We start from the raw sequence: 14,680 nt of genomic DNA on the forward strand, positions 1-14,680 counted from the left end.
GGTCAGACGGCCCGTTGCCGCTCCGGATCGACGTTCTGCTGCGAGAGGGCGGGATCGGTGCGCGCGCGGCGCAATCCCAGAACAAGGGCAACGAAGGCGACGATCAGCGAAAAGGCTGCGGCGTTCAGCGCGAGCGACGGCGGAAACACGAGCACGTAGCCGGCGTCCTTGACCAGCGCGGCGAAGCTCGAGACGCAAAACGGCATCAGGTACAGGCGAAGGACCTGCCAGCGGTCGAGATCGGTGCTGCCGGTAGCAGACGAGCGCGTGCTGATGACGAGCGCGGTACCGATGATCGCCGACAAGCCGAGCGACGTCAGCCACAGCCGCGGCCTCGGGTCGAAGTGCGTCGCGACTGTCACCAGATACCAGATCAGGTAGCTCCACAGGATGACGCGGCCGTTGGTCAGGCGGCCGAAGTACGCCGTGAGCCTTTGGGGAGTGCCCATGGAACTCATTGCGTGGAAGCCGCGGCAGCGTTGCGTGGCTGGTGCTCGAGCTGCCACTCCAGTGTGCGACGACCGAGCTGGCTCCGCTGCGGAGGAAGCAGGCGCCGCCAGATGCGATCGAGCCAGCCGTCCTCGTAGAATCGGAAGCGCATCTTGTGGAACGCATACTCGCCGGCCGCGAGCGCGCCGACTGCGACGTACGAGACGACACCGGTGTAGAACGCCCAGACGGCCGCCGGCGCATCCAGTGCCAGCACGGCGCCGAGCGCTGCGTTCAGCGCGAAGAACACGCACCACATCCACGTGACCTTGCGGCAGTACGGCAGCAGGAAATCGGGAAATCCGTCGTGCATCGCGACCGCGAAGCGCCCGACCATGCTCGGTCCGCGCACCAGCGTCGCTCCGAAGCTCGCGAGCAGCCAAAGGCTCGTCAGTGTCGGCAGCATCGTCAAGGCCAGCGGGTGATTGGTCGCCGCCGCGGCCGCCGAGACCACGACGAGCAATCCGAAGCGGCGCACCAGCAGCGGAAGCAGGCGCGACGCGCCGTCGTGCGCAGCCGCGGTCGCGACAACGACAACGGCGAGGATGACGCCGCCGATCGTCCGCGCGCTCGCATGGTCGAGCCCGTGCAGCACGAGGTACGGGTAGCCTGCGACGAGCACGACGATGGTGATGATGCGAAGGACGCGAAGCCCGCGCGCGATGGATGGTGTGCCGCTCACCGCCGCGCGAGTTTCCCGGTCGGCGTCATCGGCAGCTCGGTGACGACGTCGAAGCTGCGCGGTACCATGTAGCCGGCCATTTTCTCGCGACAGAACAGCGCGAGCTCCTTCGGCGAAGGCGCCGCGGCTCCGTCGGCCAGGACGATCTCGGCCACCGGCAGCTCGCCGAGGTGGGCGTGCTGCCTGGCGCTGACGCGGCTGCGTTCGACGGCCGGATGCGAGTCGAGCACCGCTTCGACCTCGTCGCAGAAGAATTTCATGCCCGCCATGTTGATACGCGCCGCGCGCCGGCCGGCCAGGTGGAGGTCCCCGTCTTCGTCGAACCAGCCCTGGTCACCGGTGCGGAATCCGTCGGGCAGCAGAATGGCGGACGCCGGCGTCCACGGGTCGAGGTAAGCGTCGAGCATTCCGAGGCCGCGGATGCAGATCTCGCCGCTCGTCTGCGCACTGGTGCCGGGCGCCGGCTGCCCGTTCTCGCCGCGCAGCCACACCTCGTAGGCAGGCAGCGGCCGCCCGAGCGCTTCCGGTTTGGTGCGTGCACTTGCCAGGTTCATCACCGGAAGGCCGGCTTCCATGATGCCGAGTGCCTGGACGATCGCAATTGCGTAGCGCGCCGCAAATGCCTCGGCAATCTCCCTGCGAAGACCTTCGGCAGTCGAGACGGCAAGGCGCAGCGTATCGAGCATCGCACCCGATGTGTCCTTCGCGAGCAGCTTCATGTGGTACGGCGATGCGTACAGCAACGTGGCCGCCTCGCGCCGCGCCAGCTCGAGGATCGCCGGCGCGAGCGAGGTCGACGGCAGCAGGATGGTCGCGCCGTAGCGAAGATAGAGCAGGATCGAGACGACGAAGTGGTGCGCCATCGGCAGCAGCCAGAGCACGCGGTCGGTCGGTCCGACGCCGAGGCCGGCGTTGGCGGCTTCGGTTCTTTCGAGGATGCGGGCGTGGCCGATCACCACGCCCTTGCGCTCACTCGTCGTGCCGGACGTGAAGCGCAGATAGGCGGGTCCGGTTGCGTCGAAAGCGGCTTCGACCTCGGCCGGCAGCGCCGCAGCCGATGCCTTGTCCGATGCCTGCGCGAACAAGGTGACTTTCGGTGCTGCGCTCGCCGCATCCGCCTCGAGCAGCGCGTGAAGATGGGCGCGGCCCACGATGTCGGCGACCGTTGCCGGCGGATGATCATCGGCAATCGGCACCATGCAGGCACCGCACGCGAGGATCGAAAGCGCAGTCTCGACGAACGTCGCACCCTGAGCGACGATCATGCCGATGCGCTGGCGCGGGCCGATTCCCGAGGCCGCCAGCGCACGCGAGCGCTCCTCGACGGCGGCAATCAGCGAGCGGTACGAGATCGTGCGCGCGTGCGGCCCGTCCTCGATGATGGCCGGATGATCCGGTCTTTCGCGGGCCGCTGCGGCAATGACCTCGAAGACGTTCACGGAATCCCTGCACCAAGGGTAGCGCCCGGCGACCGTTGTTGCACGGCAACGGCAGCGCGGTCGCTCACACGCGCTCCGCCGTCGCGCCGGATGCGACGAGCGCACGCACCTCGGCTGCATCGATCGCAGCGAGGCTGCTTCGACGTGCGGCCGCGAGCGCGGCCAGGACGCCTGCCGCCTCGCCGGTTGCCATCGAAGTGCCGATCACGCGGATCGCGCCGAGAGCTTCGTGGCTGGCCGATGCGCAGCGCCCGGCCATTGCCAGGCGACCCGATGGATGATCCGCGACGAGACAGCCAAGGGGAATCGACGAGGCCGCGGCCACGTGGCGGAACGTCATCCTTTCGTGACTGTGCCACAGCTCCACCGGCCACGTCGACATGCACGCTTCGTCGTCGCGGCGCGTCCCGGCGAGCACATCGGCCTGCTCGAGGCGTACGAGGCCTCGCACGCGCCGCGTCTCGCGGATGCCGAAGCGCGCGGCCTTCGCACCGATCGTCGCGTGGCGCAGCGGCGGCCTCGTTGCGACCAGAAAGGCAAACACCGCGTCGGCATCGCGTCCGGCAAGTTCCTCCACCGAACGAAAACACGCCGCGTCGAGCGGATCGAAACCGGCGGACACGGGCTTTGGCAGGTTCAGCGTGACGTAGAACGATCCCGCAGGAAGCCCCGCGCGCACGACGATCGAGCAGGCCGACGCGGGCAGCTCTCCGCTGCGCGCCGCGCGTGCCACCGCCGTCGACGTGCGCGCGCGCTCCATGTTGTCGAGCGCGTCGGCGTCGGCTCCGTCGATGCGAAAGATGTACGACGCGTGCTGCAGATCGGCGGCTGCAGCCTGTTCCGTTGCGGCCCCGGCGAGCGTCGCGGCGACGGCGTCGCCGCTGGTGTCGATGACGTTCCACGCGGCAGCGCGCCCCGCGCGGCCATTCTCGCCGAGGAAGCAGACCTCGCTGGGGCCGCTGTCGGCAAGCGCGACGACCGTGACCGAAGCGCCGCGTTCGACGTCGATCCTCGAATTCTCGGCGAGCAGGCATTCGGCGAGCGAGGCGAAGGCGAAAGGATCGATCGCGACAAACCCAGCCCCGCCAGCCCACTCGACGCCGCCAGCCGAACCGTCCTTCTGGAGGCGAGTTGCCAGCGCGCGCGGCAAGCCGGCATGCGCGTGCACCGCCTGGCGTTCCGGCGACGGCAGGAACAGCCCGCAGATCGTGTGCACCAGCGCCCGTGCGACGTTGCCTCCGAGCACGGCCTCGCGCTCGATGACCAGCACTCGCGCTCCACAGGCCGCTGCGGCCAGCGCCGCTGCGATCCCGGAAGGGCCCCCGCCGGCGACGATGACGTCGTATTCGCGCGCGGTCTCCACCGGAGTCAGCTTCCGCGAAGATCGGCGAGCAGCTGCTCGTGCATGCAGGCCAGCTCGGCGTCGTTCAGGATTCCCTGCTGGTGGACGTGCACCACGTCGAGCCCGTCGCGCAGGCAGAATACCAGCGCGCTTCCGGGAGACGGCGGCACCGACGGTGCATGGAAGGCGTCGAGAATCGGCGCTCCGCACAGCGATCTGGCGCGCGCGGCGAATTCGCCCGTGTACGCGAAGAAGAACGAGGCCAGCTCGCCGCCGAACGTGCGCCGCGCCATGTGCGAATAGACGCGCGCCGGCGCGTAGCGCGCGAAATCCATCGCGGCGACGCCGGCCTCGACCAGCCCGGCGCGGATCGCTTCGAGCCTTTGCGCTTTCAGGGCTTCCACGAGCACGCCGAGATCGGCGGCCTGCCCGGGAGTCACCTGAAACCACAGCAGCGAGACATGCGTGCGAAACACTTCACCCTGGCCGCCCTTCGGTCTCATGTTGACGGGCAGCGGCACGATCCAGCTGGCAGGAACGCGCCGTCTACGCTCGGCAACCGCCTGGTGGGCACGCACCGACACCGCCAGGAAGAACAGCATCGGAGTGAGAAACCCCGCGATCGACTTGGCCCGCTGCATCGCCGCCGAGGCAGAGTCGCCGCCAAGGCGAAGCTGCTCGTAGCGCAGCTTCTGGGACGTCCTGCGAAGCGGTCCCGCCAGCGATCCCGGCGGCCGCGCGGCCATGCCCTGCATGTAGAGGTTCCACTGCTGGGCCAGGTGTCCCCTCGCACCTGCGGTCGGCGGCAGCGACGTGACCGCCGGCGAGGATGCTCCTCCTTGCGCGCGCGTGATCGCGATGTCGCGGGCAAACGCGGGGTCCGCCGAACACTGCGCGAGATGCTCGACGAACAACTCGCTGCCCGATCCGTCCATCAGCATGTGCTGCCACGTCATCGCGACGTCGTGACCGGCACTGGTGCCGCCGCGCGGCACGACGTCGAAGGCGAGCAGGACGCCGCGACGCATGTCGAAACGGTCGTTGAGGCGATCGAAGAACACCGCGGGCACCGGACCGAGCGGCGAGGCCGCGTCGCTTGCCGGCCTCCCGCTGCCCGTCGCTTCGCTGCCGCCCGCATGCACGTGCACGCGCACCCGCGAAGAATCGACGGCGCTGTCGAGAAGGTAGACCGGCGCGCCGATGCCGCCGCGACGCCGGATCGGTGCGCGCACGATCGGGTTGGCTTCGGCGACCTCCGTGACGAGCCGCACGAACGCGTCGACGTCGAAGCCTGGACCGAGCCGCAGCACGAGCTGGGAGAGATGGCTCGCGCCGGCCGTGCGTCGCACTTCCGCTTCGAACGCGCGAAGGAAGCAGTCGGCGCCGGTGAGCGGAAGCGCTTCAGGCTTGCTGGAGCGTGGCATGCACCAGTCCGGCCAGCGCAGCGACGCTGGCCAGGGTTTCCTCGTTCAGGAGGCTCTCATCGACCCAGACACCGGTGTTCTCCTCGATGGCCAGCATGAGCTGGGTGAGCGCAAGCGAATCCAGTCCGGCCTCGATCAGGCTCGACTGCTGCGTGAAGCCGTCGTCGACCGTGAGGATGTCTTCGCGCACGATGTCGAAGATGCGCTGCTCGAGCTCTTGCCTGGACAGGATCGACACGATGGCTCCCTCGGATGGGCGGATGCGAAACGGAGGCCTTGTTTCGCCCGAGGCGGCCCTGCCTGTCAAATGGCGTGCGGCAGTCGCAGCCACACAGCGACGCGAGCTTGCACCACGCTTCAAAAGCGTCCGACGTGCGATGCACGCGGGCGCGGGTACCGGCACCATTGATCCGGGGAACGTCGGTCGTTCGACTCGCGGCGCCGGCAGACCGCGTTGCGTCCCGATCCTGCAGCCCGTAATGTCCGCGCGTGCCTCGTCGCAAGATCCGCAGCGTCGCCGTGCTCGGCGGCGGGCCGGTCGGCTCCAGCCTTTCCGCCTACCTGGCCAGATCCGGCATGCGCGTGGCCCTGTTCCACAAGGCCAAGCGCCCGCCGATCATCGTCGGCGAATCGCTGGTGCCTGCCATCGTCCCGTTCCTGAGAAGACTCGGGATCGAGAAAGAAGTCGAGGCTTTCAGCACGTACAAGCCCGGCGCGACCTTCGTGCTGTCGACGGAGAACGACATCAGTTTTCGCTTCGACCAGGCCATCGGCGCCGAGGTCAACTATTCGTACAACACGCCGCGCGACCGTTTCGACGCCGCGATCCTCGGGGCTGCGCGCGCGGCCGGCGCGACGATCATCGAAGGAACGGCCGCGCTGGAGCGGGAAAACGGCAGCGACCGCGTGCGGCTTTCCGACAAGGCGATGGAGCTTGCCGGTGACGCGCTCAGCGGGCAGCCCGATTTCATCGTCGACGCCACCGGCCGCTCGCGCACGATCGGCAACCTCTTCGAGATCCCGTTCGTCGAAGGCCCGCGCAAGGACACGGCCCTGCACGCGCACATGAAGGGCGTGCCGCTCGTCGTCGAAGGCAACGTGCACACCGACCGCCTTTCGCGCGGCTGGTGCTGGAGGATCCCGTTGCCCGGCCGCGTCTCGATCGGGCTCGTCGTCAACGCCGAGCACCTGGCGCGCTTCGGTCCTTCGATCGAGGACCAGTTTGCGGGCACGCTTGCCGAAGAACCGGTGCTCAGCCGCTGGAGCGCGGGCGCCGAGCGCGTCACTCCCGTCGTCAAGTACACGAACTACCAGATGCGCTCGGTTCGCGGCGTCGGCGAGAACTGGGCGACGGTCGGCGATTCGTTCGGTTTCATCGATCCGGTGTTCTCGAGCGGCCTGCTGATCGGAATGGAAGGGGCGCTCGAGCTGTCGCAGGCGCTCGTCGCGGGCACCGACCGCGCGCTCAAGCGCTTCGAGCAGCACGTGCTCTACAACCTGAAGGTGTGGCAGCGCCTGGTGGACTACTACTACAACGGCAGCCTGTTCACGCTGTTCCTGATCGGCCAGTACAAGGCCAAGCAGAAAGGCTGGAGCGTTCTCAACCGTCACTTCGGCCGCCACATGCCGCGGGTGTTCACCGGCGAGGCGACGCGCAGCCGCTACAGCGTCGGCCTCGTCGATTTCATGGTGAAGTACGGGACCTACGGCCACGACTGCGCCGAACTGTCGGTGCGCTGAGCCGAGCCGTGGCCGGCCGCCGCCCGCCGGGAACCGATTTCCACTCCGAGGCCGCCGCCGGCCGCTACGACGTCGTCGTCGTCGGCAGCGGCATCGGCGGCCTGACCGCGGCCGCCCTGCTTGCGCGGGCGGGCCGCAGCGTGCTGGTCATCGAGCGCCACGACCGCGTCGGCGGCTATGCGCACGCGTTTCGCCGTCGCCGCTACCGTTTCGATTCGGCCGTGCACCTGGTCGGCGGTTGCGGCAGCCGTCGCGGCGACGGCGGCGGCCTCGTGCAGAGAGTCCTGGCGGCGTCGGGCGTCGAGGGACGCTGCGAGTTTCTCGCCGTCGATCCGTTCTACGAAGCAGTCTACGACGGCCAGCGCTTCGAGGTGCCGGGACGCGTCGACGATTTCCTCGCGATGCATGCGTCGCTGTTCCCGCGCGAGCGCGACCAGATCGTACGGTTCCTCGCAATCGTCGACGAAGTCTACAACCAGACGCGGCTGGCCCAGCAGCTCGAGTCGGCGCTGGACATCCTCGGGTCGGTCGAACGCTTTCCGGCGCTGGTGCGCTACCATCGCGCGACGCTGGCCGACGTGCTCGAAGCGAGCGTCGGCGATCCGATGCTGCGCGCGCTGCTGGCGACGACGTGGCCCTACGTCGGCCTTCCTCCGTCGCGCGTGTCGTTCCTGTACTGGGCCAACATGATGGGCACCTATCTTCGCGAAGGGCCGTGGTACTGCCGCGGAACGTTCCAGAACTTCGCGAATGCGCTGGCCGAGGGCATCCGCGGCGCCGGCGGCGAGCTTCTGCTTCGCAGCGCCGTACGCCGCATCACGACCGAAAACGGGCGCGCGACCGGCGTCGTGCTCGAAACCGGGCAGCACATCGGCGCCGACGTTGTCGTCTCGAATGCCGACGCGTTGCAGACGGCCGAGGAACTGGTCGGCGAGTCGCGGCTTCCACCGCGCTGGCTCAGCCAGGTACGCGGGGCGAAGCGCTCGATCTCGGCCTTCGTCGTCTACGCGGCCACCGACATGGACCTGGCGGCGGCGGGCGTCTGTCACGAGAGCTTCCAGTTCCGCGATCACGACCACGACCGTGCATTCGCGACGACGCTGGACGGCAATCCGGACTGGTTGTCGATGACGGTGCCGAGCCTGATGGACGCTTCGCTGGCGCCCGACGGCCAGCACGTGCTGGTGCTGACGACGCTGATGCCCTACGAGGCCGCCGCCAGTTGGAGGACACGCAAGCGAGGCGTCACCGATGCGATGCTCGCTTTCGTCGAGACCCGTGTGCCCGGACTCGCTTCCTCGCTGCGCTTTGCCGAAGGCGGCACGCCGCGCACGATGGAGCGCTACACGCGCAACACGGGCGGCGCGATCTACGGATGGGAGTTGTCGCCCGCCCAGGTGGGGCCGGGACGGCTGCCGTCCGCTACTCCGATCGAAGGATTGCACCTTGCCGGACACTGGACTCGGCCGGGAGGCGGAATATACGGTGTCGTATTGTCGGGAATCGATGCAGCGGTTCGCGTGCTCGGCCTGAAGACTCCAGACTCGCTGTGGAGCCTGCTCGGAGTCTGAGCCGCGGTGAAAAGTCTCACTGCCCCGGAGAAGATCCCATGATCCACAAGAAATGTTTCCAGGCGCACCCGACCATGGCCGCCATCGTGGCCTCCCTGGCGCTCCTCGTCGCGACGAGCGGCGCCTGCCTTGCCCAGGATGCCGCGACCGGCTCGGCTTCGGGCGCTGCCGATGCCCCGGTGAAAACGGGCAAAATAGGTCCCGGCAGCCCGGCGTCCCATGCAAAGTCCTCCGCAAAGTCCGCGAAGGCCGCACCTGCAGCCAAGGGCATTCATCTTTCGCCGGTGACGCCGGTCGCGAGCAGCGTCAACGTGCACCCGCAGGTTCTCTCCGAGTGCAAGCTTCAGACGGCGCTTCCCCAGCAGATTGCCGAGAAGAATTCCGAGATCGTGCTCTCGGATGCTCCCGGCGCCGAGACTCTCGAGCTTCGCATCGTCGACATCCATGCGCCCAACGGCGGCTGGTTCTCCGGGCCGAAGTGGGTGACCGTCGATGGCAAGCTGATGGCCGGCAAGACGGTCAAGGGCAGCTTCACCGCGAAAGAAACGTCGATGGCTTCGGCCACGGCGTGCGGCATGCTTTCGAAAGTGATCGCGGTGATGGCGGGCGACATCGCCGAGTGGGTCAAGAATCCGACCAAAAACGGAACGCTGGGGGGCGCGCACTAGCGAGCGTGCCGTGAGCGGCTCCGCCGCAGCGCTGCAAAATTTGTAGCGCTGCTCGCTGCGAGGAATCAGCCGTTGCCGTCGCTGCTGTCGTGGGCGCGCCCGAGCGACTGCCCGTGCGAGAATTCCACCCGGTTGCCGTCGGGATCGCGCAGCATGCAGTAGTAGCCGACGACGGGTCCGGCATAGATCGGTCCCTGCACTTCGATGCCGTCGGCCAGTCCCCGGGACGCCGCGCGATCGACGTCGTCGCGCGAACCCATCGCGTAACCCAGATGTGCCACCGGTCCCTCGCCGCGGTCCGGTGGCAGGATGCCGAGCAGCACGAGCACGAAATCCTCGGACCGCCCTGCTTCGGCCATCCAGACCACGATGGTTCCGTCGTCGCTGCGCCGGTGTACTTCGTGCAGTCCGACGTGGCGCGCGTAAAAACCGACCGAAGCCTCGATGTCACGGCAGAACAGCGCGACGTGAGTGCAGGTGGGTGTCAATGCGGCAGCCTCGCGCGAATCGCCGATGTCCGGATTGTCGGCATTGCCGGATGAAACGGTCGGCGCCGGCGCGTCACGCGCTCAGCTCCGGTGCATCAGGTCGGCGGCGTGCTCGCAGAGCACGTCCATCGCGGCGGCGCGGAAGATGCCCCAGCTCCGCCACGTGGGCGTCACGCGGCGCAGCTTGTCGGCAAACGACGGCAGCTCCTCGGGCAGCGCCTCCTGCCAGTCCGAGATCTTCTCGTCGGGATCGTTGCTCTGCAGCACGCCGGAAAGCTCGCGAACCAGGAACAGGTGGGTGAAGAAACGCGAATGCGCCTCCCCGGCCTTGTAACCGATGCGTGCGACGAAGCGCTCGATGCTGACCGTGAGGTTGGTTTCTTCCCAGATCTCGCGCAGGAGCGCACGCTCGACCTTCTCCCCGCGCTGGATGCCGCCCGACGGAAGGCGCATCACCGATCCGGGATAGCTCTGCTTGGTCTGCAGCAGCACGCGTCCGCTGCGGCGCACGATGGCCATGCAGACTTCGCCGTGGGCGCGCTCGCTGACCGGCGGAAACCCGATCGTCGGGAGCTCGAACGTGATCTCGCGGGGCCCGTTCCAGGAAGAGCCCGACGAAGACTTGGGGCTCAACGGTCCACCCCCCTCGCCAACGCATCGGCAGTGCGGCTGGCCAGCGTATCGGCGCGATTGGGGCCCGGAACTTCCATCTCGCATCCCGCGGCCGCCTCGTGGCCGCCTCCACCGAAGCTCGTCGCCAGGCGCGAAAGATCGACGTCGCAGTCGGGCGTGCGGCGGAAACTGATACCGCCGCCGCGACGGTCGTAGAGCGCAAAGACTCCGCGCTGCCAGCGCTGGCGCCAGCGGTCGGCAATCTCGCCCGAGTAACCGTCGCACTCGCTCGCGATCACGCGCAGCTCCCTGGCCGGAACTTCTTTCACGGTGCAGGTGTTTTCCGCCAGCTTGAACGTACTTGCCAGCTCCCGCTGCACACGGTCGTGCGCACGGCGAAGCTCGGGGCCGTACTCGAGGTCGGAACCCATCGCGAGCAGCGCGCGGTAGGCATCGTTCTGCTCCATCGCGCGCACCGTCAGCGCCAGCTCCCGCGAGCCCTCGATGGCGAGGATCCAGCGGTCGTTGTCGTCGGCCGTGCGCACGAGGTTCTCGAGCGCGAGAAGGTCGGGATTGCTGTGGCCGGCCGCGGCATCGCGCGAGCACAGCTCGTCGAAGAGCAGGCGGCTGGCCGCGTACTTCATGTCGAGCACGTAGCTGGTGAAGCTCGCGTGCAGCTTGCCCTTCTCGCGTGCCTCCAGCGCAGACTTGTGGTGGTCGATCCAGTTCAGCTCCAGGCCGCGGTCGACCAGGGCGTTGAGATGGCTCGTCGTCTCGTCGTCACGCCACGAGATGTCGGTGATCCACAGCTCCTCGTTCTCGGGATGCGCGGGGGAGAAACGCCGCAGCGTCTCGTCGATCTGGCGGTTGCTCGCGAAGGTGGGATGGAACTCGCGCCCCTCGAAGTAGCGCGCGGCCACCACGGCGCAGGTCAGCCCGTCCAGGCAGTTGGGGCCGTGGCTGACGACGGTGACGCGACGACCGGAAGACACAGGGGCACTTTAACCGCTCGTCGCCGCAAGACAATGGCCTCGCGGCTCCGCTGCGCCGTGTCAGGCCGCCGCAGGCCGTCAAGGAAGGGGGCGAACACGTTCGACTGCCTTCGACGTGACGGAGCGATAGCAGGCCTCGGCGACGGCGACGGCGGCCAGGCCGTCGCGGTAGGAGATGGGGGGAGCAAGATCACATCGTGCGTCGGCGACGAAACGCTCCAGCAAAGACCGGACCGTCATGCGCGGCGGCTCGATCACCAGCTCCTCGCGCCCGTCGGGGGAGAGGCGGTAGCCGGTGCCGAGCACGTGGTCGACGACGAGCTGTCCGTGTTCGCCGCTGGCCTCGATCAAACCGCTGCGGCTGGCCGTCGACCGCGAGCAGGCGACCTGGGCGAGCAGGCCGTCCGCGTCCATGGCCAGCAACGCGATGAAGTGGTCTTCGGTATCGCGCGTGCGAACGCGCCGCGCCGCCGCCGAGACCTCGACCACCCGGTGCCGCGACAGCCAGTGCAGCAGGTCGAAACAGTGCACCCCGGTGTGCAGGATGTTGCCGCCACCCGAATCCTCGGGAGCATCGAGCCACGCAAGGTCGAGCTGGGGAGGAAAGCGCTGCGAAAAAAGCAGCGAGTCGAGCCGCCCGATCGAGGGCAGATCGCGTCGCAGCGCTTCGACGGTGGAATTGAAGCGCAGCGTGTGGGCGGCAAGGCAGTAGACACCGCTCCTCTCGACGAGGCCGAGCAGCGCCAGCCCTTTGTCCAGCGTCGGCGCAACCGGTTTCTCGAGGATGATGCGCTTGCCGGACTCGATCGCGAGCGCAAGGAAGCGCGGCACGAGGCGCGGAATGGTTGCCAGGACGACCGCATCGACGTCGCGGCGCGAGATCAGCTTCTCGGCATCGCTCTCGAACTCGCATCCGACCTCGCGCGCCAGCGCCTCGCCTTTGTCGCGATCGCGACGGCAGACGGCGACGAGCTCGATGCCGTCGACGTCGCGGGCGGCATGGGCAGCGTAGCGGGAGCCGTGCTTTCCCGCGCCGACGACTGCCAGGCGAAGGCGGGACGCTGCGTTCGTAGTCTTCATTGCGGCAAAAATCGGCAGCAGGGTTGCATGCCCGCAGGGGCTTTCCTATTGGGCTGACGGTGCCGCGCCCGCGCGAAACTGCCGCCGGGCCCGGGCCCGTGACCAACGCCGAGCTGCCGGCGATCGTTCGCGCGCTGCGCAAGGAGGCGGCGAAAAAGCTCGCGCCGGTAGTGACGCTGATCGCCGTCACCACGCGCGAGCCGTGGCGTGTGCTGTCCTCGTGCATCCTCAGCCTGAGGACCCAGGACGCGGTGACGGCGCGCGCCGCCGCCCGCATGTTCGAGCGCTGGCCGGACGTATATGCGATGGCGACGGCGGATCCCCAGGAAGTCGCGAAGGTGATCTACCCCGTCGGCTTCTATCGCACCAAGGCGCCCCAGCTCGTCGAGATGGCCCGGCGCATCCGGGACGAGTGGCAGGGCCGAGTTCCGGACGAGATCGACGAGCTGCTCGGCCTCAAGGGAGTGGGGCGAAAAACTGCCAACCTCGTCGTCGTTGCCGGATTCGGCAAGCCGGGCATATGCGTCGACACCCACGTCCATCGCATCACGAACATCTGGGGGTACGTGCGCACGAAGACCCCGGAGCAGACCGAGCTGGCACTGAGGGCAAAACTGCCGAAGCGCTACTGGATGGAGATCAACGACCTTCTCGTTTCGTTCGGCCAGACCATCTGCCGGCCCCAATCGCCGAAGTGCAGTGAATGTCCGATCGACAGGTGGTGTCCGAAGATCGGCGTTACCCGCCGGCGCTGACGCCGACGACCGGACGCCCGCAGGCCCGCAGCGCCGGAGACACGCATGGCCACCATCGAGAACGTCGCTTCCCACATCCTCGACCTCGAAAAGGGAGCGCTCGAACGCTGGTGCAACGGGGATCCGTCGGGGTTCCTCGAGATCTGCTCCGACGACGTCGTCTACTTCGACCCTTTTCTCGAGCAGCGCATCGACGGGCTGGCCGAGCTCTCGGAGTACTACGAGGGCATCCGCGGCAAGGTCCGGGCGCGTCGCTTCGAGATCCTGCAGCCGAACGTGCAGGTGATCGGCGAGGCGGCGATCCTGACGTTCTGCTTCGTGTCCTGGGGAGGCAACGAGGATGCGTTCCGGTGGAACTGCACCGAGGTGTACCGCCGCGAGGGCGACGACTGGCGCATCGTGCAGACGCACTGGTCCTACACCAAGGGGGTTCGCGGCTGAGCCGGCCGGGCATCGTCTTTGACGGCGTGCGCCGGCCTCGCAATGATCGCCGCGACGACGAGCATCTCTTGCGAGGGAAACGATGAGAATTGCCGGGAGCTGCCTTTGCGGCGCCGTTCGCTTCGAGCTTACCCAGGACCCTCTGTGGGCCCACAACTGCCACTGTTCGCGCTGCCGCAAAACGCGGGGTGCGGCGTTTGCGCCGAATCTTTTCGTCGGCCGCGAGGGAGTGCGCTACCTCGCCGGCCAGGACCAGATCGCGTCTTACCGTCCGCCGGGCGCCGAGCGTTTCACGCACGCGTTCTGCCGCGTCTGCGGCTCGAGCCTGCCGTGGCTCAACGAGGCGCACGGCATCATCGTCGTTCCGATGGGAGTGCTCGACGACGATCCGGGGTCGCGCCCCCAGGGACACATCTTCGTCGCATCGAAAGCGCCGTGGTTCGAGATCACCGACGACCTGCCGCAGAGCCAAGGCGCCCCAGGCGCCGGGTGAAAAAGGACGCCCCTGGCGCCGGGCGCAGGCTGAAACAGTCGCGCAACCGCGCCCTGACGGAGGAATCCCCATGAAAGTCGACGGACGCTGCCACTGCGGCGCGATCACGTACGAAGCCGAGGTCGATCCGCAGAGGGTCGGCATCTGCCACTGCAGCGACTGTCAGAACCTGACCGGCTCGGTCTATCGCGTCACCGTGCAGGCTCCGAAAGACGGTTTCCGCATCCTTGCGGGCACGCCGAAGATCTACGTGAAGACGGCGGACAGCGGCAACAAGAGGGCGCATGCATTCTGCCCGGACTGCGGCACGCCCGTTTATGCGTCGGCCGTCGAGAATCCGCCTGCGTATTCGCTTCGCGTCGGTTGCCTCGCGCAGCGCGCCGTCCTTGCTCCGAAAGCGCAGCAATGGAACCGTTCCGCGCTGCCGTGGTCGTCGGACATTCGCGACGTGCCGAGAGTCTGAG

At 68.0% G+C, this 14,680-nt stretch carries 17 protein-coding genes; 7 read left to right on the top strand and 10 right to left on the bottom strand.

Annotated features, from left to right (window positions below):
* Positions 1-2 precede the first annotated feature (2 nt).
* The 6 genes from VGK20_03020 to VGK20_03045 all read right to left on the bottom strand — a co-directional run bounded on the left by VGK20_03020 (position 3) and on the right by VGK20_03045 (position 5,614).
* On the bottom strand, positions 3-449 hold the full coding sequence (locus VGK20_03020; GenBank protein ID HEY2773007.1) for a hypothetical protein: 447 nt from the start codon (positions 447-449) through the stop codon (positions 3-5).
* Between the two features lie 5 nt (positions 450-454).
* Positions 455-1,171 (bottom strand): hypothetical protein, encoded by a 717-nt coding sequence (locus VGK20_03025; GenBank protein HEY2773008.1) that lies wholly within the window; start codon positions 1,169-1,171, stop codon positions 455-457.
* The gene (locus tag VGK20_03030; GenBank protein HEY2773009.1) at positions 1,168-2,610 is read right to left on the bottom strand and encodes a class I adenylate-forming enzyme family protein; all 1,443 of its coding nucleotides are present in this window, start codon (positions 2,608-2,610) and stop codon (positions 1,168-1,170) included. The genes VGK20_03025 and VGK20_03030 overlap by 4 nt, the downstream gene beginning before the upstream one ends.
* A gap of 64 nt (positions 2,611-2,674) precedes the next feature.
* Positions 2,675-3,973 (bottom strand): FAD-dependent oxidoreductase, encoded by a 1,299-nt coding sequence (locus VGK20_03035; GenBank protein HEY2773010.1) that lies wholly within the window; start codon positions 3,971-3,973, stop codon positions 2,675-2,677.
* 5 nt (positions 3,974-3,978) lie between these two features.
* Positions 3,979-5,376, bottom strand: coding sequence for a hypothetical protein (locus VGK20_03040; GenBank protein ID HEY2773011.1), 1,398 nt, complete (start codon positions 5,374-5,376; stop codon positions 3,979-3,981).
* Positions 5,354-5,614, bottom strand: coding sequence for a phosphopantetheine-binding protein (locus tag VGK20_03045; GenBank protein HEY2773012.1), 261 nt, complete (start codon positions 5,612-5,614; stop codon positions 5,354-5,356). The genes VGK20_03040 and VGK20_03045 overlap by 23 nt, the downstream gene beginning before the upstream one ends.
* 251 nt (positions 5,615-5,865) lie before the next feature.
* Between VGK20_03045 and VGK20_03050 the strand changes: the two genes are divergently transcribed.
* From VGK20_03050 to VGK20_03060, 3 genes are read left to right on the top strand one after another with little or no spacing between them, the layout of a single operon-like run.
* The gene (locus VGK20_03050) at positions 5,866-7,116 is read left to right on the top strand and encodes a tryptophan 7-halogenase (GenBank protein HEY2773013.1); all 1,251 of its coding nucleotides are present in this window, start codon (positions 5,866-5,868) and stop codon (positions 7,114-7,116) included.
* 8 nt (positions 7,117-7,124) lie between these two features.
* Entirely contained in the window at positions 7,125-8,687 is a 1,563-nt protein-coding gene (locus VGK20_03055) for an NAD(P)/FAD-dependent oxidoreductase (GenBank protein ID HEY2773014.1), read from the top strand.
* 38 nt (positions 8,688-8,725) lie between these two features.
* Positions 8,726-9,355: a hypothetical protein gene (locus VGK20_03060; GenBank protein HEY2773015.1), complete on the top strand. Its 630-nt coding sequence runs from the start codon at positions 8,726-8,728 to the stop codon at positions 9,353-9,355.
* 65 nt (positions 9,356-9,420) lie between these two features.
* Here VGK20_03060 and VGK20_03065 read toward each other — a convergent pair whose 3' ends face one another.
* From VGK20_03065 to VGK20_03080, 4 genes are all read right to left on the bottom strand, one after another.
* A complete protein-coding gene (locus VGK20_03065) occupies positions 9,421-9,843 on the bottom strand; it encodes a VOC family protein (GenBank protein ID HEY2773016.1) in 423 nt (140 codons plus the stop codon).
* A gap of 81 nt (positions 9,844-9,924) precedes the next feature.
* Positions 9,925-10,476, bottom strand: a complete 552-nt coding sequence (locus VGK20_03070; protein ID HEY2773017.1) for an NUDIX hydrolase — start codon at positions 10,474-10,476, stop codon at positions 9,925-9,927.
* Positions 10,473-11,447: a hypothetical protein gene (locus tag VGK20_03075; GenBank protein HEY2773018.1), complete on the bottom strand. Its 975-nt coding sequence runs from the start codon at positions 11,445-11,447 to the stop codon at positions 10,473-10,475. The genes VGK20_03070 and VGK20_03075 overlap by 4 nt, the downstream gene beginning before the upstream one ends.
* 78 nt (positions 11,448-11,525) lie before the next feature.
* Positions 11,526-12,527 (bottom strand): Gfo/Idh/MocA family oxidoreductase, encoded by a 1,002-nt coding sequence (locus tag VGK20_03080; protein ID HEY2773019.1) that lies wholly within the window; start codon positions 12,525-12,527, stop codon positions 11,526-11,528.
* Positions 12,528-12,586: 59 nt separating this feature from the next.
* On the opposite strand from VGK20_03080, the gene nth reads away from it, so the two are divergent.
* The 4 genes from nth (at position 12,587) to VGK20_03100 (ending at position 14,679) form a co-directional block, all read left to right on the top strand.
* Complete coding sequence (gene nth, locus VGK20_03085) at positions 12,587-13,282, top strand: endonuclease III (GenBank protein ID HEY2773020.1); 696 nt, start codon at positions 12,587-12,589, stop codon at positions 13,280-13,282.
* A gap of 45 nt (positions 13,283-13,327) precedes the next feature.
* Complete coding sequence (locus VGK20_03090) at positions 13,328-13,723, top strand: nuclear transport factor 2 family protein (protein ID HEY2773021.1); 396 nt, start codon at positions 13,328-13,330, stop codon at positions 13,721-13,723.
* Between the two features lie 82 nt (positions 13,724-13,805).
* Positions 13,806-14,216: a GFA family protein gene (locus VGK20_03095; protein ID HEY2773022.1), complete on the top strand. Its 411-nt coding sequence runs from the start codon at positions 13,806-13,808 to the stop codon at positions 14,214-14,216.
* Positions 14,217-14,286: 70 nt separating this feature from the next.
* Positions 14,287-14,679, top strand: a complete 393-nt coding sequence (locus VGK20_03100) for a GFA family protein (GenBank protein ID HEY2773023.1) — start codon at positions 14,287-14,289, stop codon at positions 14,677-14,679.
* Position 14,680 lies beyond the last annotated feature (1 nt).

This window comes from Candidatus Binatia bacterium, from assembly GCA_036493895.1.
GTDB lineage: Bacteria > Desulfobacterota > Binatia > UBA1149 > CAITLU01 > DATNBU01.

Bases quoted from the DNA above. Each gene is read 5' to 3' on its own strand.
- VGK20_03020 (HEY2773007.1), bottom strand. From the start codon at position 449: ATGGGCACTCCCCAAAGGCTCACGGCGTACTTCGGCCGCCTGACCAAC.
- VGK20_03040 (HEY2773011.1), bottom strand. From the start codon at position 5,376: ATGCCACGCTCCAGCAAGCCTGAAGCGCTTCCGCTCACCGGCGCCGAC.
- VGK20_03095 (HEY2773022.1), top strand. From the start codon at position 13,806: ATGAGAATTGCCGGGAGCTGCCTTTGCGGCGCCGTTCGCTTCGAGCTT.
- VGK20_03090 (HEY2773021.1), top strand. From the start codon at position 13,328: ATGGCCACCATCGAGAACGTCGCTTCCCACATCCTCGACCTCGAAAAG.
- VGK20_03080 (HEY2773019.1), bottom strand. From the start codon at position 12,527: ATGAAGACTACGAACGCAGCGTCCCGCCTTCGCCTGGCAGTCGTCGGC.
- VGK20_03060 (HEY2773015.1), top strand. From the start codon at position 8,726: ATGATCCACAAGAAATGTTTCCAGGCGCACCCGACCATGGCCGCCATC.
- VGK20_03100 (HEY2773023.1), top strand. From the start codon at position 14,287: ATGAAAGTCGACGGACGCTGCCACTGCGGCGCGATCACGTACGAAGCC.